The sequence below is a fragment of the Kribbella antiqua genome (assembly GCF_004345665.1).
Classification (GTDB): Bacteria; Actinomycetota; Actinomycetes; order Propionibacteriales; family Kribbellaceae; genus Kribbella; species Kribbella antiqua.
Genome location: NZ_SLWR01000004.1, coordinates 151,724 through 170,177, shown reverse-complemented (window position 1 = coordinate 170,177; position 18,454 = coordinate 151,724). Strand labels below are relative to the sequence as shown.

Genomic DNA, 18,454 nt, shown 5'->3' with positions numbered 1-18,454 from the left:
CCCGTGCAGATTTCTTTCCGGAAAGCGCGGCCACTGGCCGGCTTGCGGTTGTGTGTCGGGTGGGGGTGGGGGCCGCAGAGGAGGGGGTGTGGGGGCAGCATGGGCTACATGAAAATTCCCGCTGCGGAGGGAGTATTCCGGTAGGTGAGATCACACCCGAAACGCTTTGTGAAAGTTTTCACGAGCGAGTAACCTGAAGTTGACATGAAGTCGGAGAACCACTCAGGGAGAGTGAACCGCATGACAGCCCAGGTGCCGCACATCCTCGTCGTCGGAGGCGGTTACGTCGGGATGTACACCGCGTACGGACTACGTCGCGCGGCCAGGAAAGGCAAGATCCGGGTCACCGTGGTGGACCCCCGCTCGGTGATGACCTACCAGCCGTTCCTGCCCGAGGCGGCGGCCGGCTCGGTGGAACCGCGGCACGTGGTCGTGCCGCTGCGCAAGACCCTCAAGGGCTGCCGCGTGGTGACCGGCCGAGTGACTGGGATCGACCACGCGAACAAGGTCGCCAAGGTGCTGCCCGAGGAAGGCCCGGAGTACGAGCTGGCCTACGACCAGGTCGTGGTCGCGCTCGGCTCGATCGCCCGGACGCTGCCGATCCCCGGCCTCGCCGAGGAGGCGACCGGGTTCAAGAACGTCGAGGAAGCCATCGCGCTGCGCAACAAGGTCCTCGACCGGCTCGACGTCGCGTCGTCCCAGCCGGACCCGGCGCTGCGCAAGTCCGCGCTGACCTTCGTCTTTGTCGGTGGTGGGTACGCCGGTGTCGAGGCGTTCGCGGAGCTGGAGGACATGGCCCGCTACGCCACCCGGTACTACGACAACATCAACCCCGAAGACATGCGCTGGGTGCTGGTCGAGGCCACCGGCCGGATCCTGCCGGAGGTCGGGGAGGAGCTCGGCAAGTACACCGTGGACCAGCTCCGCAAGCGCAACATGGACATCAAGCTGGAGACCCGGCTCGAGTCCTGCGAGAAGGGCCACGTGATCCTCAGCGACGACGACGAGTTCGACGCCGACACGATCGTCTGGACCGCCGGCGTGAAGGCGAACCCGGCGCTGGCGTCCACCGACTTCCCGCTGGACGAGCGTGGCCGGGTGAAGTGCCTGGCGAACCTGCGGATCGAGGGCGTGAACGATGCCTGGTCCGCCGGTGACAACGCCGCCGTACCGGACCTTACGTCGGACACCGGTGCGTACACCGCGCCGAACGCGCAGCACGCCGTACGCCAGGCGCGCCGACTGGCCGAGAACATCCTGCTGGTGGTCGACGGCAAGGCGCCGGAGGACTACAAGCACAAGTACGTCGGTTCGGTCGCAAGCCTCGGCCTGCACAAGGGCGTCGCTCAGCTGTACGGCGTGAAGGTCAAGGGCTGGCCGGCCTGGTTCCTTCACCGGACCTACCACGTGTCCCGCGTGCCCACCTTCAACCGCAAGGCCCGCGTCATCCTCGACTGGACCCTGGCGCTGTTCTTCCGCCGCGAGGTCACCTCGCTCGGCAGTCTCCAGATGCCTCGCGAGGAGTTCCGCCGCGCGACTGAGTCCTAGTAGTCGATGGGAGCGGTGCCCCAATTGGTGGGCGCCGCTCCCATCTGTACGACGATCCGCCCGCCACGCGTGATGAAGGACTCGGGCAGCCAAGACTCAGCCCGATCGCGACCGTCCAGCGACAGCGATTGCACGTACTGGTTGGCATCCGAGGTCGCCGGAGCCTCGACCGTCAGGTGTACGCCGTTGCTCCGCCGTACGTCGACCTTCGGGAACAGCGGGCTTCCGACCAGGAGCTCCGCCCGGCCCGGCGTCTGTGGGAAGAGTCCAATCGCGGCGAACACGTACCACGCGGACAGCGTGCCAAGGTCGTCGTTGCCTGGCAGGCCTGCCGGACCGACGCCGTACACGGTGTCGACGATCTCGCGGGTCGTCGCCTGGGTCTTCCAGGCGCTTCCTAGTCCGTTGTAGAGCCAAGGTGTGTGCAGGCCGGGCTCGTTGGTCGGGTCGTAGCGGAGGGCGCTGCCGCCCTTCACGGCCCAGTTACCGTTTTCATCGTGGAAGAACGCATCCAGCCGCTGCACCGCCGCGCCGTTCATCAGTGAAGCCAGCCTGGAGACGTCCTGCGGCACCATCCAGGTGTACGTCGCGCTTGAGCCTTGGGCGAACCCGACGTCGGTGGACGGGGTGAAGCCGGGCTGCCAGGTGCCGTCGGCCTTCCGCGCGCGTTGGTAACCGACGGCCGGGTCGAACGTGTTCTTCCACCAGCCGCCGCGGTCCTTCAAAGAGTTGACGTTTGCCCCGAGCCGTGTGCCCCATTGGGCGAGAGCGAAGTCGGCGAGCGAGTTCTCCAGCGTTTCAGCCGTACCGCCCCAGCAGTGGCAGGCGTCTTGTGGTGCGTAGTGCTTGGCCAGGTAGGTGTCCAGCGCAGGTCGTTGCCCAGTGCATTGCCCGGGGCAACCGCCGTCGTTCTCGGCGTCGGTGTTCTGCACTGTTGCCTGGTGCACCAATGACTCAAAGGATCCAAAGGCATCGAAGTTGCGGACGCCCATCGCCGCGAAGGTCGCGAGCGTCGGCGCGGCCGGGTCGCCGGTCATCACGTGCGTCGCCCCGTTGTTGTGCAGCCAGCGGTCCCAAATTCCCTTGTCTGCTGGGCGAACTGGTACATCGATTGCGCGAAGTCGCCGGCGATCTCCGGCTTCAACAGGGCGAGCAGTCGGATGTGAGCGCGGTACTGATCCCAGCCCGAGAATGTCCCGTACTGCGCTCGTTGGCCGGGCGCCAGCCGATGGATCTGCCAGTCGCTGCCGAGGTAGCGGCCGTCGACGTCGTTGAAGACGTTCGGTTGCAGCATCGCGTGATAGAGCGCTGTGTAGAACGTTGTCCGTTGGTTGTCGGTACCGCCGGTGATGCGAACGTTTTCCAGTTCGCTCCGCCAGTCGCGATAGCCGTCTGCCGCAACCCCGTCGACGGTCGTCTGCGGCCGGAGCTCGGCGCGGAGATTCTGCTCGGCGCCGGCGAGACTGACGTAGGAGATGCCGATCCGCATCCGGACTTCGGTGCCGGGGGCAAACGTCATATAGCCGCCGGAGCCGCGGCCGAGCCGGTCGCGGCCGGTCTTGTAGCCTTCGCCGCCGGTGGTCTGCGTGCTGCCCGGCGTGAGGGTGCTGTCCTTCCAGGTGCCGTTGGCAACGATCGGCTGGTCGAAGGAGGCGGTGAAGTACAGCCGGTAGTACGACTTGCGGTTGTTCACACCGCCGTTGGCGCGTCGGCCGCAGAACGCGCCGGTCAGCACGGATCCGGTCACCTTCCGGCCGGCCGGGTCGATGGTGATCTCGGCGTCTTCGCTGCCGTTCAGGGAGTTCGATGTACGGAAGAGAAGGTTCGCGGGCTGGTCGGTGGGGAAGGTGAACTCGCCGACGCCGGCGCGGGTCGTCACAGCCAGGTCGGTCTTCACACCGGAGTCGAGGGTGACGGTGTAGCGGCCGGGCTTGGCTGATTCGTTCGCGTGGCTGAAGTTGCTTGCGTACTTGGCGTCGGTTGTGTCGGCTGTGGGCGAGGAGTCGACGGTTCCGACGTACGGCATGATCGGGACGTCGCCTGCGGCGCCGGGGTTGCAGCCGGCGCCGTTCACGTGCGTGAGGCTGAATCCGCGGACCCGCGTGACGTCGTACTGGTAGCCGTTCGCCGCTCCGGTGCTGGTCTGGTCGCCGCGAGTGGTGGTCGGGCTCCACGAGATCATCCCGAACGGGCGGACCGCACCCGGCCAGGTGTTCCCGTCCCGTTGAGACCCGATCAGCGGATCGACGTACGACGCTGGGTCGAGTGAAGCCTCAGTTGGTACGGCGGGGAGCGCCGAAGCCTCAGCTGGTACGGCGGGGGCGAGCAAGGCGACAGCGAGACCGGCAGCGAGCCAGCGCATGAGGAAACCTCCCGGGGGCGGACGGACGGTTCAACGTTAGAACCCGAAGGTGACCGCCGGGTGATCCGCGCATGTCGCCCCGCCGACGGCTACCCGTGCAGCAGCGGCTGGTCCTGCACGAGCGGCTACTCGTGGAGGAGGCCGGCGTCGTGGACGAGGAGGGCGATCTGGACGCGGTTGTTCAGATCCAGCTTGGTCAGGATCCGCGACACATGCGTCTTCACCGTCGGCACGCTCAGGTAGAGCGTCGCGCTGATCTCCGCGTTCGACTTCCCTTCGCCGACTGCGACGGCTATCTCGCGCTCGCGGTCGTTCAGCCCAGCCAGCCTCGCGGCGGCCTTGGTCTTGCGCTGATCCTGACCAGAGGCCGCGACCCGCGTGATCAGCCTCTTCGTCACTGCTGGCGACAACACCGGCTGCCCACCGGCCACCCGCCGTACCGAATCGACGATCTCCGCCGGAGGGGTGTCCTTCAGCACGAACCCGGCCGCACCGGCCCGCAGCGCCCGCAGTACGTGCTCGTCGGCGTCGAACGTGGTCAGGATGACGACCTCAGGAGCGCCCGGACGCCGCCGTACCGCCTCCGTCGCCGTCAGACCGTCGGTGCCGGGCATGCGGATGTCCATCAGTACGACGTCCGGAGCCAGCCGGTCGATCAGTCCCTGCACGCCCCCACCGTCGTCCGCCTCGCCGACGACGCGGATGTCCGGCGCGCCGCCCAGCACCAGCTTCAGCCCGGCACGCAGCAGCGGATCGTCGTCGACGATGAGCACCCGAATCATGCCGGCCACGGTAACCAGGCGAAGAGGCGGAACTCGCCGTCGGGGGTGCGACCGTGTTCGAGCCGTCCCTCGACCAGCGCCGCGCGTTCGGTCAGTCCGAGCAGACCTTGTCCGTCTCCTGTTCTGCGCTGCGGTGCCGGGTTGCACAGTTCCACTTCGAGACCGTTGCCTGGGGCACCGGTCACGCTGATCCGGATCGGTTCGCCGGGCGCGTGCTTCAGCGCGTTCGTCAAACCTTCCTGCACGATCCGGTACGCCGTACGCCCGACATGGTCCGGCAACGCCCCGGGAGCGTCCAGGTGCAAGTCCACTGGGAGACCGGCTTCGCGGGACCCTTCGACGAGCGCGGGGAGGTCGGCGAAGGTCGGCTGTGGGAGCTCGCCGACGGGGGCACGCAGTACGCCGATCACCTCGCGGAGATCCTGGAGCGCTTGGTGTGCGCTGGCCCGGATGATCTCGGCGGCTCCGGCGACCTCCTCGGTGGACGCGTCGGGACGGTAGGCGAGCGCACCGGCATGCACACTCAGGAGCGACAGTCGGTGGCCGAGCACGTCGTGCATCTCGCGGGCGATCTCTTCGCGGGCACGCAGTTGACCCTGCTCCGCTTGCAGCTTGGCCACCGCTTCGGCGCGGTCGGCCCGGTCGCGGAGGGTCTGGACCAGCTGACGGCGGGACCGGATGTAGAGCCCCCAGCCGGCCACGGCCAGGTAGATTGCGACCGCCGCGATGAGTACGGCCGCGGGGTCGTCCGGCTTGTCCCGTACGGCGATGTAGATCAGCAGACTCGCCGCGTTGACCGCGAAGACCAGCAGCGTGGTCCGCAACCGGCAGTAGACGGCCACGGTCATGATGAGGATCAGGCCGGCGCCACCGGCCATGTCCGAGAAGATGCCGATGGCCGCCGAGATCAGGGCGAGCTGGACCGGCCAGCGGCGCCGGAACCACAGCGAGAGGCAGAGCGCCGAGCCGGCGTAGAAGTCCAGCGCGAGCAGGTCTGCGCTGATCGGGTCGTTCTTTCCGGCGTCGTACAGGAGAAAGCCGGAGAAAACGGCCGCGAGGAAGACGAGCGAGTCCACGACCCAATCGCGTGCACTCCGTCTCATGGCAACGAATGTAGCGGTGCGTGAGCGGTTTCCGCCCGGTTCGCGGCGGTCCGGATACCGAAGTCGGTTCAGTGCAGACTTTGGTCGGCGGTAGGTTGCCGGACATGACTCAGCTCGCCATCACCGTCATCGGCCCCGACCGCCCGGGCATCATCGCGGACGTCACCGAGGCGCTGGCCGGGACCGGGGTCAACCTCGAGGACTCGACCATGACGCTGCTGCGCGGGCACTTCGCCATGGTCATCGTGTGCTCCGGGCCGTTCGAGGAGGTCAAGGCCGCGCTCGAGCCGCTGCGCGGGGAGCTGGTCATCACCGTCCGGCAGGTCGGTCCCGAACATGAGCACGCACCGATCGGACCGTCGTACCTGCTGAGCGTGCACGGCGCCGACCGACCGGGGATCGTCGCCGCGGTGACCCGGATGGTCGCCAGCGCCGGTGGAACGATCACCGACCTGAGCACGCGGCTCAGCGGGGAGCTGTACGTCCTGACGGCGGAGGTCGAGCTGCCGCCGTCCGCCGAGCTCGAGATGCTCAACCGCGCCCTCGAGATCACCGCCGAGGAGCTCGGCGTCGGCGTCTCGCTGAGTCCGGCGGAGAGCGACGACCTGTGATTGCCAAGTGGACTCCGGATGTCACAGGCAATGTTCTGGAGGTTGTACGGGCGCCGCACCCAGTACTCGCGGTTGAGGGCGCGACCGTGGACCCGCTCGACTCGGCGATGATCCAGCTCGCTGCGGACTTGGTCGCCACGATGCGGGTGTCGCCTGGTTGCGTCGGACTGGCGGCGCCGCAGGTCGGCGTGGCGGCGCAGATGTTCGCGTTGGACGTCACGGATCACCCGAAGACGCGGACCTGCCACGGGGTCTTCGTGCTGTGCAACGCGGTTGTGGTCGAGGCATCGCGGCAGGAGAAGGGGCGCGAGGGCTGCATGTCGGTCCCCGACTTCACGGGCGACGTCAAACGCGCAACCCGACTGACGGTCTCAGGCATCCTTCCCGGTACGACGGACGTCGTCACCCTCACCACCGACGCCTTCGAGGCCCGCGCCGTACAACACGAAATCGACCACTGCAACGGCAAACTCTTCCTCGACCGAGTAGCCGGCGCCCATGCCGTCTATCCCCGCAAGGTCTACAAGTAAGTTGTAACCTCAGTCCGCGCGCTCTTGCCCGGGTGGCGGAACGGCAGACGCAGCGAGCTTAAACCTCGCGGCCTTCACAGGCATACGGGTTCGAATCCCGTCCCGGGCACTCTCCGCTCTGACCTGCGCAGATGCGGTACAAGAACTATTAGCCAGGCTGGAAGAAGAGCCGCCATGGTTGCAACGGCGGTTGCAATTGTCATCGCGGTCATGCCCACAGCGCCGTCCCATCTTGGCCGCCGCATCCTCGGCGAGCTTGCTCGTCACGTGGGTATAGCGCTTGGTCACCGCCAAGGACGAGTGTCCGAGAATCTCCTGCACAACCCGAATGTCCACGCCCTGTTCGAGCAACGGCGTGGCAGCCGTGTGCCGCGCATCGCGCGGTCGAGCCTCCCGGAGGCCGGCTACCCGAGGCCGGTGGTTCACGCGGTCTGCCGACCGACCCTGGACCTGGGGCTCCGCATCGCGCCGCCAGCAATCATGGGAGGCAGTGCGGTCCGCCCGGCAGCTCCAAGGGCAAGTCGCTTCGCGAGCGAGCACGCTCGCCCCTTGCCCCGCACCGACCCGAACGTCACGGCGGCGGCTCTCGGAGCGATCTGGAGGGACTGCCTGCGCCTTGACACGTAACCATCAATCGTGGCTGAGGCTGGTCGCGCTCGATCCGCGAACAGATCACCGCGTGGCGGCTCGAATGCCTGCGACGAGCGCGGCAACCAGTAGCCCGAGCACGAGCACAAGCAGCACAACAGGACCCAGCAATAGCGTCAGTATCAAGATCAACACCACAGCCAGTTTCAGCTCGGTGCTTGCCCCCGACCAAGCACCATTGATCGCAGCCCAGACAGGGTTCTTTCCCAGCAGCATGGCTTTCAGCCCCCCGGCGACCGCCTGCGTGGTGGGCCCTCCGCTTGCCACAAAATCGTTCAGATCGTCGACCCAGTCCTCCACCTTCCGCGACGCCTTCGCAGTGGCGTACAGCAGGGCCGCTTCTCCCAGGTCACTCAGCGCAGGTGCGAGGCTCGTCGCCACGGGGGCGCCCTTGGTCGCGGGGCTGGCGGTGTTCGATGTTGTCATGTCGTGGCCTCCTCAGCGAGAGTACCTCCGCGGTGGCACGGTGCTGACGCAGCCGGTCAGGACTACCCCACTACAAGCGGCACACGGAGACGTGGCTTGACATGTAACCGTCAGTCGCTCAGACCGCCAACGTTCGGGAGAGGCGGTTCAGGCGATCGACTCGGCCTGGTAGTGCGGCGAGGTCGTCGGCTGTGCTTGCGTCGAGGTCTTCGCCTTCCATCCAGCCAGGGGGTATGTCGCCCTCGGTCATCACACCGATTCGCTCGGCGAGGTGGCACAGCTTGAAGGAAACGCTGCGTAGGAAGAGATCCTCGCCGATTGGAGCGAGTTGACCGCCGCTGTCGACGTACGCCTGGAGGATGCGGCTGATCTGTTCGCCGCGTACGCCGCCCTGGCAGCGTGAGCTACCGGACGCAGAACGTCCGCAATCGGGGGTACGTTGCCGGTATGTCCGACTTCACGATCAAGGCGCTCACGCCGGAGACGTTCGACGACTTCGCCGCTCTCGTCGAGCGGAACAAGGGCATGTTCGCCAGCTGCTGGTGCACGCATTTCCATCCCGACTGCGCGGAGAAGGGCCAGAGCGCCGAGGGGAACCGGGCGCTCAAGCAACGTCTGGTGGCCGACGGGATCGCGCACGCGGCGCTGGTCTACGACGGCGACCGGGCCGTCGCCTGGGCGGAGTACGGATCACCCGAGGAGCTGCCCAACATCCAGCACCGCAAGGAGTACGTGGCCACCGCTGAGCGAATGCCCGACTACCGGGTCACCTGCATCCTGGTCGAGCGCGGCCTTCGCGGTCAGGGCCTGGCGGCGATCGCGCTGCGCGGAGCCGTCGAGCTGATCGCGCAGGCCGGCGGCGGCCTGGTCGAGGGCTACCCGCACGACACCGGCGGGGTGCGGAAGAAGAACTCATCGTTCCTCTACAACGGCACCCGCACGATGTACGAGCGCGAGGGCTTCACCTACGACCGGCCCAAGGGCCTGGGCAACTGCGTGATGGTGCGCGAGGTCGCGCCGAGCACGCGCAACTGAGCCGGTCGAGTGCACTTCGGTTCAAGGGGTTGAGCAACCATGGCTGACACCAGATACCGCGTCACCGCGGCATCCATCACCCTTCACCCGCGTCAGCTCCTGATGCCCGAGGCGGACGAACGGCACAACCGGCCGGCATGGTTCTTGAGCCCCGAGGCCGAGTGGCGCCTGATCGAGGTGACCCTCACCGAGGGGATGCTGCTGCCCGCCGCCGTAAACCCTCCCGACGTGGCACAACTCCTGCAGGCGGGCCTGATCGAACCTGTCCAACCGGACTAACAGGTCTGTGCCAGACGATTAGTCGGCCCGGCGGTAAACGGAGACGTGGGAGTAGGAGTCGGCGGTGAAGTCCGAGCCGTGCCAGTCGGCGTGGCGGGATTCGAGGGTGAAGCCGGATAGTTGGGCCATGAGGTCTAGTTCGGCGGGCCAGATGTAGCGGTGTGGGGTGCGGTAGAGCTGGGCTTGTCTGGTGTCGTCGAAGTGGAAGTGATGAGAGACGACGTGCTGGTTGAGTACGTCGTACGTGTCCAGGAGGATGTAGCCGGGTTCGGAAACGCCGACTGTGGCTGGGGTGCCGGGTGGGAGCCTGCGGAGCTCGGGGACCCAGAGCTCGATGACGAATCGGCCGCCTGGTTGGAGATGGCGGGCGGCGTTGCGGACGCAGGCGACCTGCTCGGCTTGGGTGAGCAGGTTGGAGATCGTGTTGAAGACCAGGTAGACGAGCGTGAACTCGCCCTGGACTTCAGCGGTTGCCATGTCGCCGATGACAACGGGGATTGTTGCTTCATCGACCTTGGTTCGCAGCTGTTCGACCATTGCCGTCGACAACTCCACGCCGGCGACCGGTACGCCGTACTCGGACAGCGGTACGGCGACGCGGCCAGTGCCGATGGCGAACTCGAGCGCACGGCCGCCATCAGCGAGTTCGGCCAGCCGCTCAACGGTCGGCGCCAGTACCTCTGGAGCGAACATCCCGATGCCCGGCGTGTCGTATCGGCCCGCCACATCCGCATCCCATAGCTCTTCCTGCATGCCAGCCACCCTGGCAGTGAACTGTCCCGCCGTGCCAACGATTTATGGCTGCCAGCGGAGCTTGTCCTCGCGCTCGTCCTCGCCGATCTTCGTGAATCCGAGGCGGTCATACAGCCTGCGAGCGTTCAGGTTGTCCTTCTCGACGCCAAGATCCAAAGGGATCCCGGCGCCCGCGGCCTCGGACTGCAATGCGGTGATGATCGCCGTGCCTATACCGCGATTCTGTACGCGCGAGAGGAGTTGGATGCCGCACAACTCGATCGACTCGACGGTGCGGCTGACTCGGAGGCGGCCCACGGGGCGGTCGTCGAGCTCGACGACGCTGGTTTCCTGGAGTACCTCGGTGCTCCACTCCGCGAAGCCAGCCCGCCACTCGACCTCGTCGAAGTCCGCGGGCAGCTGTCCCTGCGCCCGCGTCGCCTCGATCGACACCTCGGTGAGAAACCCGACGTCCTCCAGCTCAGCGGGCCGGATCGAATAAGACGCTGCCATGACTGAGCTACTCGCCTACCTCGCCGTCGGTTGCCTCGCGGAGGAGGTCCAGGTGGCCGAGGTGGCGGGCTGTTTCCTCGATCAGGTGGGCCAGGGCGTAGCGGAGTACGAACGTCATGCCGTCGGACTTGGCGCGGTCGTCGAGGGAGGCGGCGGCGGTTATGTCGCGGGAGCGTGCGCACTCGGCCCGGTACGACGCGAGCAGGCCCTCGACGGTGTCGTCGGGGGCGAGCGGGAAGGCGCCGTGCGGGCCTTCCTCGGTCCACGGCCACTCGACGTCGAGACCGGCGAAGTCGATCGCGAACCAGAATCGCTCGACCCCGGTGAGGTGCTTGACGATGCCGGCCGGGGTGAGCGCCGACGGATGGACCGGCTGGGCGAAGGCCTGCGCCTCGGTCAGGCCGGAGACTTTCAGTTCGACCGTGGCGCGGAGGAAGTCCAGCAGGCCGGTGAGCGTGCTGCGTTCGTCACCGTCCTCGGCGGGCCGGACGCGGGTGATTTCGGGCATGCGATCACGGTAGGCCCGATAGACCTTTGTGAGAAACGTTGAATGGCGGGCGTTCGCGAGGGTCAATAGGGTCGTGGAGACTTACCGCAATCCGGTGCTGGCCGCGTCGGTGGTCGTGCCGCTGGTGGTGTGTGCGTTGCTGATCCCGTTCCGGGACAACTTCGACAATGCGAACCTGGCGCTGCTGCTCGTGCTGGTGGTCGTGGCGATCGCGGCCTTCGGGGTACGGCTGGCCGGCGTTTTTGCGGCGGTGTCGAGTGCGGTGTGGTTCGACTTCTTCCTGACCATGCCGTACAACCGGTTCGAGATCCAGCACCGCGACGACATCGAAACCACCCTGCTGCTGGTGCTGATCGGGGTCGGGGTGACCGAGATCGCGATCTGGGGCCGTCGGCAACAAGCCCGGGCGTCGCGGCAGCGCGGCTACCTCGATGGCGTGATCACCACCTCGCAGGCGGTCGCCGCGGGCGGTTCCACCGACGAGCTGATCGATCAGGTGCGGGCCCAGCTGACCGCCGTACTGCGGATCGACGGGGTCAAGTTCGTTGCCGGGGACAAGCAAACGACGGCACCGCGGTTGAACCCGGACGGGACCGTGACGCGGGCCGGGCAGGTTGTGAAAGTCGAACGCGACGGCCTGCCGACCAACACCGAGATCGAGCTCCCGGTCCAGCACGCCGGCGCCGTCCGCGGCCGCTTCCTGCTCACCGCCGCGGCCCGCATCGCCCGCCCGGACCTCGAACAACGCAAGGTCGCCGTCGCCCTGGCCGACCAGGTAGGCGCAGCCCTGTCCTCCCAGGAAGCAGCCCACGCCCACCTCTGAGCCGGACTGCCTTGAGCTGGCCCGCGGGAGCATCACGTCCTGGGTGGCCACCGGTCCCGGCGCCGTACCCGCTTCCACGAGTACGGCGCCGCCAGATCGCGCCCGCCTACGACCTGTAAATCCGTAGGCGCGCCGCGCCCGCTCGCGAGAGCGGCCGGGCTGGGGCAAGATCCGCAGGTGGACCAGGAAAAGTTGCTCGTCACGGCCGGCACGCTCGCCAACCGCACCGGGTATCCCGTGCCGTCGATCATCAACGCCCAGGCGTCGACCGACGGCCGGTACGTCGTACTGGAGCCTGGCGCGACGGGTCCGGTCCTCTACGTGACGGAGGACGCGGGGGAGTTCTCCGACCCGCTGCTGCACCTGGTGATCGCGCAGGAGTTCGTGATGGTCGGGGCCGGGCTGAATCGGCATCGGCAGATGCTTCCGGTGATCATCGGGGCGCCGCTCTTCGTGCTCGGGATCGTGCTGTCACTCGTCATCGGCTGGGCCTGGGCGCTGGGCATCGTCCTGGTCGCGATCCCGGTCGTCTGGGCGTCGTACGAGGCGTTCTGGAATCGCCGCTTCATGCGTCAGGTGGACGCTCGCCTGGCGGAGGTGCTGGGAATCGAGCCGCTGGCCGAGGGCCTCCGCCAATTGGCCGAAGCGCGCCGGTGGAGAAAGACCTTCTCCTGGCTCTACCTCGGCGCATTCCCGCTGCCACCAGAACGCCTCACCTGGCTGAACAACGACCAATCGAAGACCACCTGAGATCCCCCGAGCGACTGGGCTGGCTGAAAGCCGCGGGAACCTCTTCGTGAGTGGGAATTGATCGGATACCAATTGGGTTCTACAACCGCTTTCCGTGTGTGGCTTTCGGTTGGGGAACGCTGGGTTGATCCTCAGGTGTTGTTAAGGGTGGGACCGTAGTATCGGGGCATGGCCCCGGATGTGGGTCGCCAGGAGGATGACATGCAGAGCAGTAACCCGGTCCTGAACCGGTCGAGTGCGTTTGCGCCTGGCCAAGGCCAGGCATACCCGGGGGCCGCTCCGTACGGCCAGCCTGGTCCGTATGGCTATGGTCAGCCCGGTCAGTACGGCGGACCCGGTGGGCCGGGCCAGCAGTACCAGGGGGCACCGGCCGACAGCCGCCCCATGACGTTGGACGACGTCATCGTCAAGACCAGCCTGACCCTTGGTGTAGTCGTTCTGACCGCCGCGCTCGCGTGGTGGTGGACGCCGGACAACCTGGTCACCCCGGTGTTCCTGGCCGGTGCGTTGCTCGGCTTCGCGATGGCGATGGTGCTGAGCTTCTCCCGCCGGGTCAACCCCGTGCTGGTGATGGTGTACGCCGCGGCCGAGGGTGCGTTCCTCGGAATCGGCAGCAAGTTCATCGCGGCGTGGGTCGGTGATTCCGGCATCATCGTTCAGGCCGTGCTGGCCACGATGGTGACGGCCGGGCTGACGCTGGCGACGTACAAGTACTTCAACATCAAGGTGACGCCGCGCTTCACCCGGATGGTCATCGTCGCGACGATGGGCTTCGCGGGCGTGCTGCTGATCAACCTGGTGCTGAGCCTGTTCGGTGTCGGCACCGGCATCTCCGGCATGGGCCCGATGGGGCTGCTGTTCGCCGCGATCGGCGCCGGCCTGGCGGTGTTCAACCTGATCCTCGACTTCGACATGATCGAGCAGGGGGTCCGGCACGGCGCCCCGCAGAACGAGGCCTGGCGGGCCGCCTTCGGCCTGACCGTCACCCTGGTCTGGCTGTACTGGAACCTGCTCCGCATCCTCGCCATCCTTCGCGGCGGCGACTGATCATCAACCAACCGAAGCGCCGGCCCAGGTGGGCCGGCCCTTCGGCTTTTCTGGCATCCGGAAGGGGATTGTCCGGATTGCGGTTTACCGTGAGGGAATGAGCACGGTTGTGGGAGGGCTGACGGTACGGGCGCTTGGGCCTGAGACCTGGGGTGCCTACGCGGAGCTGGCGGAGCGGCATAACGGGGTGTGGGGTGGGCGCTGGTGCACGTGGTTCCACACGGTGCATGGCGAGAAGACGTTCGAGGCTAACAGCAATCGCGAGCTCAAGCAGCGGCTGGTTGCGGAGGGGCGGGCGCATGCGGCGGTCGTCTTTGACGGGGTGGCCGTGGCCTGTCTGTTCGAGCAGGCCGAGTTCACGTATGTGCGGGCCAAAGGCAAGAACCATTGCGTGATGCGCACGAAGATTTCGCCGGCTGGTTGAGGAGACTGGCATGGATCGACTGACAGCGGTTGAGCTCCAGCAGGAGGACTGGCGGGTCGTCGACGGCGACGCGTGCGCATGGTTCGAGGCGCCGTCACACGCTGCCGGAGCGGCCCTGGTCGCCCGCATCGCCGAGCTGCCGGATGGCGGCGGCCAGGCGGGTGGCAGCCGCATCGCGGAGCGGGCTGACGGCAACGGCATGCCGGACGTGGATCTGCGGGCCAGCGGGGTACGCATCCGGATCCGCGCAGTCAGCTCTTCAGGGCTGAGCGCGGATGTGGCGCAGGCTCAAGCGATTTCGGCCGCCGCCCGGGAGCTGGGCCTGGTCCCGGATCCGGCGGTGCTGCAGAGCGTGCGGGTAGCGATCGATGCCGTTGACAAGGCTTCGGTGAGGTCGTTCTGGCGGACTGTCCTCGGCTACGAACCGCTTGGCACGGACGGCCTCGGGGATCCACAACGCCGAGATCCGGCGATCTCGTTCCACCCCCAGGATCCGCCGCGACCGCTGCGCAACCGCCTCCACGTCGACGTCGTCCGGCCTCCCGCCGCGGTAGAGGCGGCCAAGGCCGCGATCGGCCGCGAGGCGTACGGCGCCTACCAGCTCACCGTCGCCGACGACGAAGGAAACGAGGTCGACCTCGTCCCAGGCGGTCAGCTCTCCGAGGACAGCGACTGGCACACGCTGTTCGGCGCGATGACCTTCTATCCGACGACATCGCCCGTACAGGCGAGTCATCTGGCAACCGCAGTCGCGGAGCTGGCCGACGATCTCGGGGTACCCATGCTGGTGGATCTGCGGCCAGACGGCGTCACGATCGACGGCGGGAAGGACCAGTGGGAGGACAGCGAGGGCCAGCCCGAGCCCCGCTTCGTGGAGCTGGCCGGCCGCATCCAGGCCGCGGCGCGCGACCTAGCGCTCGTACCGGATCCGACCAACCTGCGGTTCGTCCAATTCGGCATCGACGCCCTCGATGTTCCGGCGGTACGCGCGTTCTGGACGACCCTGCTCGGCTACCAGCACGACCCGCGGACGGAACTCACCGACATCTACGATCCGCGCCGGCTCAACCCCGTGCTCTTCTTCCAGCAGCTGGACGGAGCCGACGAAGGCCGGCGCCGTCAGCGCAACCGCATCCACCTCGCCGTATGCGTCCCGAGCGACCAGGCTCAGGCCTGCGTCGACGCAGCTCTCGCGACCGGCGGCCGGGTGGTGAACGACACAACCCTCGCCGACCCAGAAGGCAACGAAGTCATCCTGAGCACCCAGCCGTAACGGCGAAGACCCGCCCTTCCACCTGAAAGGGCAGGTCTTCGGGTGTTCAGACTCCTGTTCGGCGTGTCAGCCCATTCGCCGGTGCGCTCTGACCAGGTCGTATTCGTGGACGATGGCGGTTGCGTGCCCGTGCGCGAGGGCGTACTCGCTGGAAAGCCATCTCACTCTGTCGTCGAAGCGCAGGAACGACGGTCCGTCGTTCATCAGCTGGAACCACTCGGTCATCTCGCGTCCGGTGCACCTGGGCACCTTCTCCACCAAACGCTGGTGCGTCTCCTCGGAGTGGTTCAAGCCCATGTTCGCCTCCCGTCATCGGGGTACCGCGTAGTTATCGACTGTGCACCACGTTGCCACCCGGAGGCAAGACTCCCGACATGAAAGTCCCCGCTCAGCGGACGCGCTATTGCCCAACCGGAACGGCGTCGGTGGAGGGCTCGTCGACGCGTTCCACGTCGGCCTTCGGGTGACGTCGGCGGTGGCGCAGGGCTGCCCAGCGGCCCCGCGGTCCGCGTTCGCGGCCGGCGACCTCGGTGGCCGCGACCTCCGTACCCGCCGTACGAGCGGCCTGTGCGGCGGCCTCGGCGATCGGCAGGATCGCCTCGCCACGGAAGGGCTCTGGGTGCACGAACGACTCCGGCCCGACACCCATTGCCGCCGCTACAGACGGCAGCAGCGCGGCCGACGCCGCGGCGTACCCGGTGGCCGACGGGTGGAAGTTGTCGCGCCCCCACATCGTCGGGTTGGTCCGGAACACCTCGCCGAGCAGCGACCCGAGAGACACAGTTCGGCCGCCTGCTTCGACCACTGCGATGGTCTGAGCGGCGGCCAGCCGGCGGCTCCAGGCCCGGGCGACCTGCCGCAGCGGCGGCATGATCGGCGGAACCACGCCGAGGTCCGGGCAGGTACCCACCACCACCTCACAGTTCGCAGCCCGCAACCTGCGGACCGCGGTCGACAGCAGCCTGACCGAGGTCGACGGTGGCATCTGCTCCTTCACGTCGTTGACGCCGATCAGGATGACGGCCACGTGCGGCCCCGCCTGCAGGGCGGCATCCACCTGCCCGGCCAGATCGGTCGACTTCGCTCCGGTCTTCGCTACGTCGACCAGGCGCACCGGGCGCTTGGCCAGCTCGGCGAGACCGGACGCCAGCAGGACGCCAGGTGTCTCCTCCGGTGACTCGGTGCCGTAGCCGGCAGCGCTGGAGTCGCCGAGGATGGCGAACGTGATCGGATGTCCTGGAAACCGGCCGAACAGGCCGTCGCCCGGAGTGGGGTAGTACCGCATCGGGCCGATCACGCGCTTCGCATACTCGGCCTCAGCGGTCAGTACGCCGTACAACGTGGCACCGATGAGTCCGAGTCCCCCGCCCCCCAAGGCTGCGGCCTGGGCCAGTCGCTTGGCGGCCCGGGCTCTACTCATGAGTCAAGGATTACACGCTGTGACACCCGCGCAAGTGAAAATAGGGGAAAGCCGTACGTATCACTACAGTAAAGATGTGCGTTACGCAGAATCTCTCCTGGACCTGGTCGGCAACACCCCGCTGGTGCGGCTGTCGAAGACGACCGACGGTGCCAAACCGCTGGTGCTCGCGAAGGTCGAGTACTTCAACCCGGGCGGCTCGGTGAAGGACCGCATCGCGGTCCGGATGATCGAGGCGGCCGAGGCGTCCGGCGAGCTCAAGCCGGGCGGCACGATCGTCGAGCCGACCTCCGGCAACACCGGGGTCGGGCTGGCGATGGTGGCCCAGCAGAAGGGCTACAAGTGCGTCTTCGTCTGCCCGGACAAGGTGAGTGAGGACAAGCGCAACGTCCTCAAGGCGTACGGCGCCGAGGTCGTCGTCTGCCCGACGGCGGTCGCCCCGGAGCACCCGGACTCGTACTACAACGTCTCCGACCGCCTGGTCCGGGAGATCGACGGTGCCTGGAAGCCGAACCAGTACGCCAACCAGAACAACCCGCGCTCGCACTACGAGACCACCGGCCCGGAGCTCTGGGAACAGACCGAGGGCCGGATCACGCACTTCGTCGCGGGCGTCGGCACCGGCGGCACGATCAGCGGCACCGGCAAGTACCTGAAGGAGATCTCGGGCGGCAAGGTGCAGATCATCGGCGCTGACCCGGAGGGTTCGGTCTACTCCGGCGGCACCGGCCGGCCGTATCTGGTCGAGGGCGTCGGCGAGGACTTCTGGCCGGACACGTACGACCGGAACATCTGCGACCGCATCATCGAGGTGTCGGACGCGGACTCGTTCGCGCTGACCCGGCGGCTGGCCCGCGAAGAGGCCATGCTCGTCGGCGGTTCCGCCGGGATGGCGGCCGCGGCGGCGATCCGCCTGGCGCACGAGCTCGACGACCCCGACGCGGTGATCGTCGTACTGTTGCCGGACGGCGGTCGCGGTTACCTGACGAAGGTCTTCAACGACGATTGGCTCGCGCAGTACGGCTTCCTGGCGCACGCGCGGCAGGGCGCGACGCTCGGCGACATCCTCGCCCGCAAGGACGGCAGCATGCCGCCGCTGGTGCACACGCACCCGCACGAGACCGTCGCCGAGGCAATCGCGATCCTGCGCGAGTACGGCGTATCGCAGATGCCCGTGGTCCGGGCCGAACCGCCGGTGATGGCGGCCGAGGTGGCCGGCGCGGTGTCGGAGCGGACGCTGATGGACGCTCTCTACACCAGCAAGGCGCGGCTGGCCGACATGGTCGAGCAGCACATGGACCCGGCGCTGCCGTCGCTCGGCGCCGGCGAACCGGTCGCGAAGGCGGTCGAGCTGCTCGAGGGTAGGGACGCCCTGATGGTGCTGGACGACGGCAAGCCGGTGGGCGTGCTGACCCGGCAGGACCTGCTGGTCCATCTCGCCGTCGACTGACTTTACCGGTCTACGACCGAGGGAATGATGGCGAGCAGGATCGTGACCACGATGCCGATCACGACGGCCGCTGCTCCGGCGATCTGAAGGATTTCCATACCTCAAGAATCCTTCACCACGGCCGTCCGGACATCGGCCTTCGGACCGGTCTTGCCCTCATGCCATGGTCGTACGGCGAACCCCGACGCCT

The 18,454-nt window shown here is 67.4% G+C and carries 21 protein-coding genes, 1 tRNA gene and 1 pseudogene; 12 read left to right on the top strand and 11 right to left on the bottom strand.

What is annotated here, in order from left to right; all coding sequences use genetic code 11:
- Positions 1 to 240: 240 nt before the first annotated feature.
- Positions 241 to 1,548, top strand: coding sequence for an NAD(P)/FAD-dependent oxidoreductase (locus tag EV646_RS13310; protein WP_132148193.1), 1,308 nt, complete (start codon positions 241 to 243; stop codon positions 1,546 to 1,548).
- Here the strand turns inward: EV646_RS13310 and EV646_RS40615 are convergent.
- The 4 genes from EV646_RS40615 to EV646_RS13295 all read right to left on the bottom strand — a co-directional run bounded on the left by EV646_RS40615 (position 1,545) and on the right by EV646_RS13295 (position 5,795).
- The gene (locus EV646_RS40615) at positions 1,545 to 2,585 is read right to left on the bottom strand and encodes a glycoside hydrolase family 92 protein (protein ID WP_277875107.1); all 1,041 of its coding nucleotides are present in this window, start codon (positions 2,583 to 2,585) and stop codon (positions 1,545 to 1,547) included. The two genes, EV646_RS13310 and EV646_RS40615, sit on opposite strands and share 4 nt — an antisense overlap.
- Complete coding sequence (locus tag EV646_RS40610; protein ID WP_277875106.1) at positions 2,585 to 3,910, bottom strand: glycoside hydrolase domain-containing protein; 1,326 nt, start codon at positions 3,908 to 3,910, stop codon at positions 2,585 to 2,587. The genes EV646_RS40615 and EV646_RS40610 overlap by 1 nt, the downstream gene beginning before the upstream one ends.
- Positions 3,911 to 4,035: 125 nt before the next feature.
- Positions 4,036 to 4,692, bottom strand: a complete 657-nt coding sequence (locus EV646_RS13300; protein WP_132148191.1) for a response regulator — start codon at positions 4,690 to 4,692, stop codon at positions 4,036 to 4,038.
- Positions 4,689 to 5,795 carry a sensor histidine kinase gene (locus EV646_RS13295; RefSeq protein WP_132148189.1) on the bottom strand — a complete coding sequence of 369 codons (1,107 nt, stop codon included), beginning with the start codon at positions 5,793 to 5,795 and terminating at the stop codon, positions 4,689 to 4,691. The genes EV646_RS13300 and EV646_RS13295 overlap by 4 nt, the downstream gene beginning before the upstream one ends.
- 104 nt (positions 5,796 to 5,899) lie before the next feature.
- Here EV646_RS13295 and EV646_RS13290 point away from each other — a divergent pair, with 104 nt between their 5' ends.
- The 3 genes from EV646_RS13290 (at position 5,900) to EV646_RS13280 (ending at position 7,045) form a co-directional block, all read left to right on the top strand.
- The gene (locus tag EV646_RS13290; RefSeq protein WP_132148187.1) at positions 5,900 to 6,406 is read left to right on the top strand and encodes a glycine cleavage system transcriptional repressor; all 507 of its coding nucleotides are present in this window, start codon (positions 5,900 to 5,902) and stop codon (positions 6,404 to 6,406) included.
- A complete protein-coding gene (gene def, locus EV646_RS13285) occupies positions 6,403 to 6,936 on the top strand; it encodes a peptide deformylase (protein ID WP_132148185.1) in 534 nt (177 codons plus the stop codon). Before EV646_RS13290 ends, def begins: the two co-directional genes overlap by 4 nt.
- A 26-nt stretch (positions 6,937 to 6,962) precedes the next feature.
- Positions 6,963 to 7,045: transfer RNA gene (locus EV646_RS13280), tRNA-Leu, on the top strand.
- A 164-nt stretch (positions 7,046 to 7,209) separates the two neighbouring features.
- Here EV646_RS13280 and EV646_RS40825 read toward each other — a convergent pair.
- Both EV646_RS40825 and EV646_RS13270 read right to left on the bottom strand, forming a co-directional pair.
- Positions 7,210 to 7,362 (bottom strand): annotated as a pseudogene (locus tag EV646_RS40825) (tyrosine-type recombinase/integrase); the annotation flags it as partial.
- Positions 7,363 to 7,608: 246 nt separating this feature from the next.
- Complete coding sequence (locus EV646_RS13270; RefSeq protein ID WP_199236961.1) at positions 7,609 to 8,010, bottom strand: hypothetical protein; 402 nt, start codon at positions 8,008 to 8,010, stop codon at positions 7,609 to 7,611.
- Between the two features lie 447 nt (positions 8,011 to 8,457).
- Here EV646_RS13270 and EV646_RS13265 point away from each other — a divergent pair, with 447 nt between their 5' ends.
- On the top strand, positions 8,458 to 9,045 hold the full coding sequence (locus EV646_RS13265; RefSeq protein WP_132148183.1) for a GNAT family N-acetyltransferase: 588 nt from the start codon (positions 8,458 to 8,460) through the stop codon (positions 9,043 to 9,045).
- Between the two features lie 39 nt (positions 9,046 to 9,084).
- Positions 9,085 to 9,324 carry a hypothetical protein gene (locus tag EV646_RS13260; RefSeq protein ID WP_132148181.1) on the top strand — a complete coding sequence of 80 codons (240 nt, stop codon included), beginning with the start codon at positions 9,085 to 9,087 and terminating at the stop codon, positions 9,322 to 9,324.
- 18 nt (positions 9,325 to 9,342) lie between these two features.
- Here the strand turns inward: EV646_RS13260 and EV646_RS13255 are convergent, their stop codons facing one another.
- From EV646_RS13255 to EV646_RS13245, 3 genes are read right to left on the bottom strand one after another with little or no spacing between them, the layout of a single operon-like run.
- On the bottom strand, positions 9,343 to 10,077 hold the full coding sequence (locus EV646_RS13255) for a class I SAM-dependent methyltransferase (protein ID WP_132148179.1): 735 nt from the start codon (positions 10,075 to 10,077) through the stop codon (positions 9,343 to 9,345).
- A gap of 42 nt (positions 10,078 to 10,119) precedes the next feature.
- Positions 10,120 to 10,569 (bottom strand): GNAT family N-acetyltransferase, encoded by a 450-nt coding sequence (locus EV646_RS13250; protein ID WP_132148177.1) that lies wholly within the window; start codon positions 10,567 to 10,569, stop codon positions 10,120 to 10,122.
- A gap of 7 nt (positions 10,570 to 10,576) precedes the next feature.
- Positions 10,577 to 11,077 carry a DinB family protein gene (locus tag EV646_RS13245; protein WP_132148175.1) on the bottom strand — a complete coding sequence of 167 codons (501 nt, stop codon included), beginning with the start codon at positions 11,075 to 11,077 and terminating at the stop codon, positions 10,577 to 10,579.
- A gap of 73 nt (positions 11,078 to 11,150) precedes the next feature.
- On the opposite strand from EV646_RS13245, the gene EV646_RS13240 reads away from it, so the two are divergent.
- The 5 genes from EV646_RS13240 (at position 11,151) to EV646_RS13220 (ending at position 15,394) form a co-directional block, all read left to right on the top strand.
- Entirely contained in the window at positions 11,151 to 11,900 is a 750-nt protein-coding gene (locus tag EV646_RS13240; protein WP_132148173.1) for a DUF4118 domain-containing protein, read from the top strand.
- A 177-nt stretch (positions 11,901 to 12,077) separates the two neighbouring features.
- A complete protein-coding gene (locus EV646_RS13235; RefSeq protein ID WP_132148171.1) occupies positions 12,078 to 12,650 on the top strand; it encodes a hypothetical protein in 573 nt (190 codons plus the stop codon).
- 168 nt (positions 12,651 to 12,818) lie between these two features.
- Positions 12,819 to 13,697: a Bax inhibitor-1/YccA family protein gene (locus EV646_RS13230; protein ID WP_241995891.1), complete on the top strand. Its 879-nt coding sequence runs from the start codon at positions 12,819 to 12,821 to the stop codon at positions 13,695 to 13,697.
- 97 nt (positions 13,698 to 13,794) lie between these two features.
- Positions 13,795 to 14,121 carry a hypothetical protein gene (locus EV646_RS13225; protein WP_132148169.1) on the top strand — a complete coding sequence of 109 codons (327 nt, stop codon included), beginning with the start codon at positions 13,795 to 13,797 and terminating at the stop codon, positions 14,119 to 14,121.
- Between the two features lie 10 nt (positions 14,122 to 14,131).
- Positions 14,132 to 15,394, top strand: coding sequence for a VOC family protein (locus tag EV646_RS13220; RefSeq protein WP_132148167.1), 1,263 nt, complete (start codon positions 14,132 to 14,134; stop codon positions 15,392 to 15,394).
- Between the two features lie 66 nt (positions 15,395 to 15,460).
- Here EV646_RS13220 and EV646_RS13215 read toward each other — a convergent pair whose 3' ends face one another.
- Positions 15,461 to 15,691 (bottom strand): DUF4287 domain-containing protein, encoded by a 231-nt coding sequence (locus tag EV646_RS13215; protein WP_132148165.1) that lies wholly within the window; start codon positions 15,689 to 15,691, stop codon positions 15,461 to 15,463.
- A gap of 103 nt (positions 15,692 to 15,794) precedes the next feature.
- A complete protein-coding gene (locus EV646_RS13210; protein ID WP_132148163.1) occupies positions 15,795 to 16,814 on the bottom strand; it encodes an SGNH/GDSL hydrolase family protein in 1,020 nt (339 codons plus the stop codon).
- Between the two features lie 76 nt (positions 16,815 to 16,890).
- Here EV646_RS13210 and EV646_RS13205 point away from each other — a divergent pair, with 76 nt between their 5' ends.
- Positions 16,891 to 18,264, top strand: coding sequence for a cystathionine beta-synthase (locus EV646_RS13205; protein WP_132148161.1), 1,374 nt, complete (start codon positions 16,891 to 16,893; stop codon positions 18,262 to 18,264).
- The last annotated feature ends 190 nt before the right edge of the window (positions 18,265 to 18,454 follow it).

Bases quoted from the DNA above. Each gene is read 5' to 3' on its own strand.
- EV646_RS13310 (WP_132148193.1), top strand. From the start codon at position 241: ATGACAGCCCAGGTGCCGCACATCCTCGTCGTCGGAGGCGGTTACGTC.
- EV646_RS40615 (WP_277875107.1), bottom strand. From the start codon at position 2,585: ATGACCGGCGACCCGGCCGCGCCGACGCTCGCGACCTTCGCGGCGATG.
- EV646_RS40610 (WP_277875106.1), bottom strand. From the start codon at position 3,910: ATGCGCTGGCTCGCTGCCGGTCTCGCTGTCGCCTTGCTCGCCCCCGCC.
- EV646_RS13300 (WP_132148191.1), bottom strand. From the start codon at position 4,692: ATGATTCGGGTGCTCATCGTCGACGACGATCCGCTGCTGCGTGCCGGG.
- EV646_RS13295 (WP_132148189.1), bottom strand. From the start codon at position 5,795: ATGAGACGGAGTGCACGCGATTGGGTCGTGGACTCGCTCGTCTTCCTC.
- EV646_RS13290 (WP_132148187.1), top strand. From the start codon at position 5,900: ATGACTCAGCTCGCCATCACCGTCATCGGCCCCGACCGCCCGGGCATC.
- EV646_RS13270 (WP_199236961.1), bottom strand. From the start codon at position 8,010: ATGACAACATCGAACACCGCCAGCCCCGCGACCAAGGGCGCCCCCGTG.
- EV646_RS13265 (WP_132148183.1), top strand. From the start codon at position 8,458: ATGTCCGACTTCACGATCAAGGCGCTCACGCCGGAGACGTTCGACGAC.
- EV646_RS13260 (WP_132148181.1), top strand. From the start codon at position 9,085: ATGGCTGACACCAGATACCGCGTCACCGCGGCATCCATCACCCTTCAC.
- EV646_RS13255 (WP_132148179.1), bottom strand. From the start codon at position 10,077: ATGCAGGAAGAGCTATGGGATGCGGATGTGGCGGGCCGATACGACACG.
- EV646_RS13250 (WP_132148177.1), bottom strand. From the start codon at position 10,569: ATGGCAGCGTCTTATTCGATCCGGCCCGCTGAGCTGGAGGACGTCGGG.
- EV646_RS13245 (WP_132148175.1), bottom strand. From the start codon at position 11,077: ATGCCCGAAATCACCCGCGTCCGGCCCGCCGAGGACGGTGACGAACGC.
- EV646_RS13230 (WP_241995891.1), top strand. From the start codon at position 12,819: ATGGCCCCGGATGTGGGTCGCCAGGAGGATGACATGCAGAGCAGTAAC.
- EV646_RS13225 (WP_132148169.1), top strand. From the start codon at position 13,795: ATGAGCACGGTTGTGGGAGGGCTGACGGTACGGGCGCTTGGGCCTGAG.
- EV646_RS13220 (WP_132148167.1), top strand. From the start codon at position 14,132: ATGGATCGACTGACAGCGGTTGAGCTCCAGCAGGAGGACTGGCGGGTC.
- EV646_RS13215 (WP_132148165.1), bottom strand. From the start codon at position 15,691: ATGGGCTTGAACCACTCCGAGGAGACGCACCAGCGTTTGGTGGAGAAG.
- EV646_RS13210 (WP_132148163.1), bottom strand. From the start codon at position 16,814: ATGAGTAGAGCCCGGGCCGCCAAGCGACTGGCCCAGGCCGCAGCCTTG.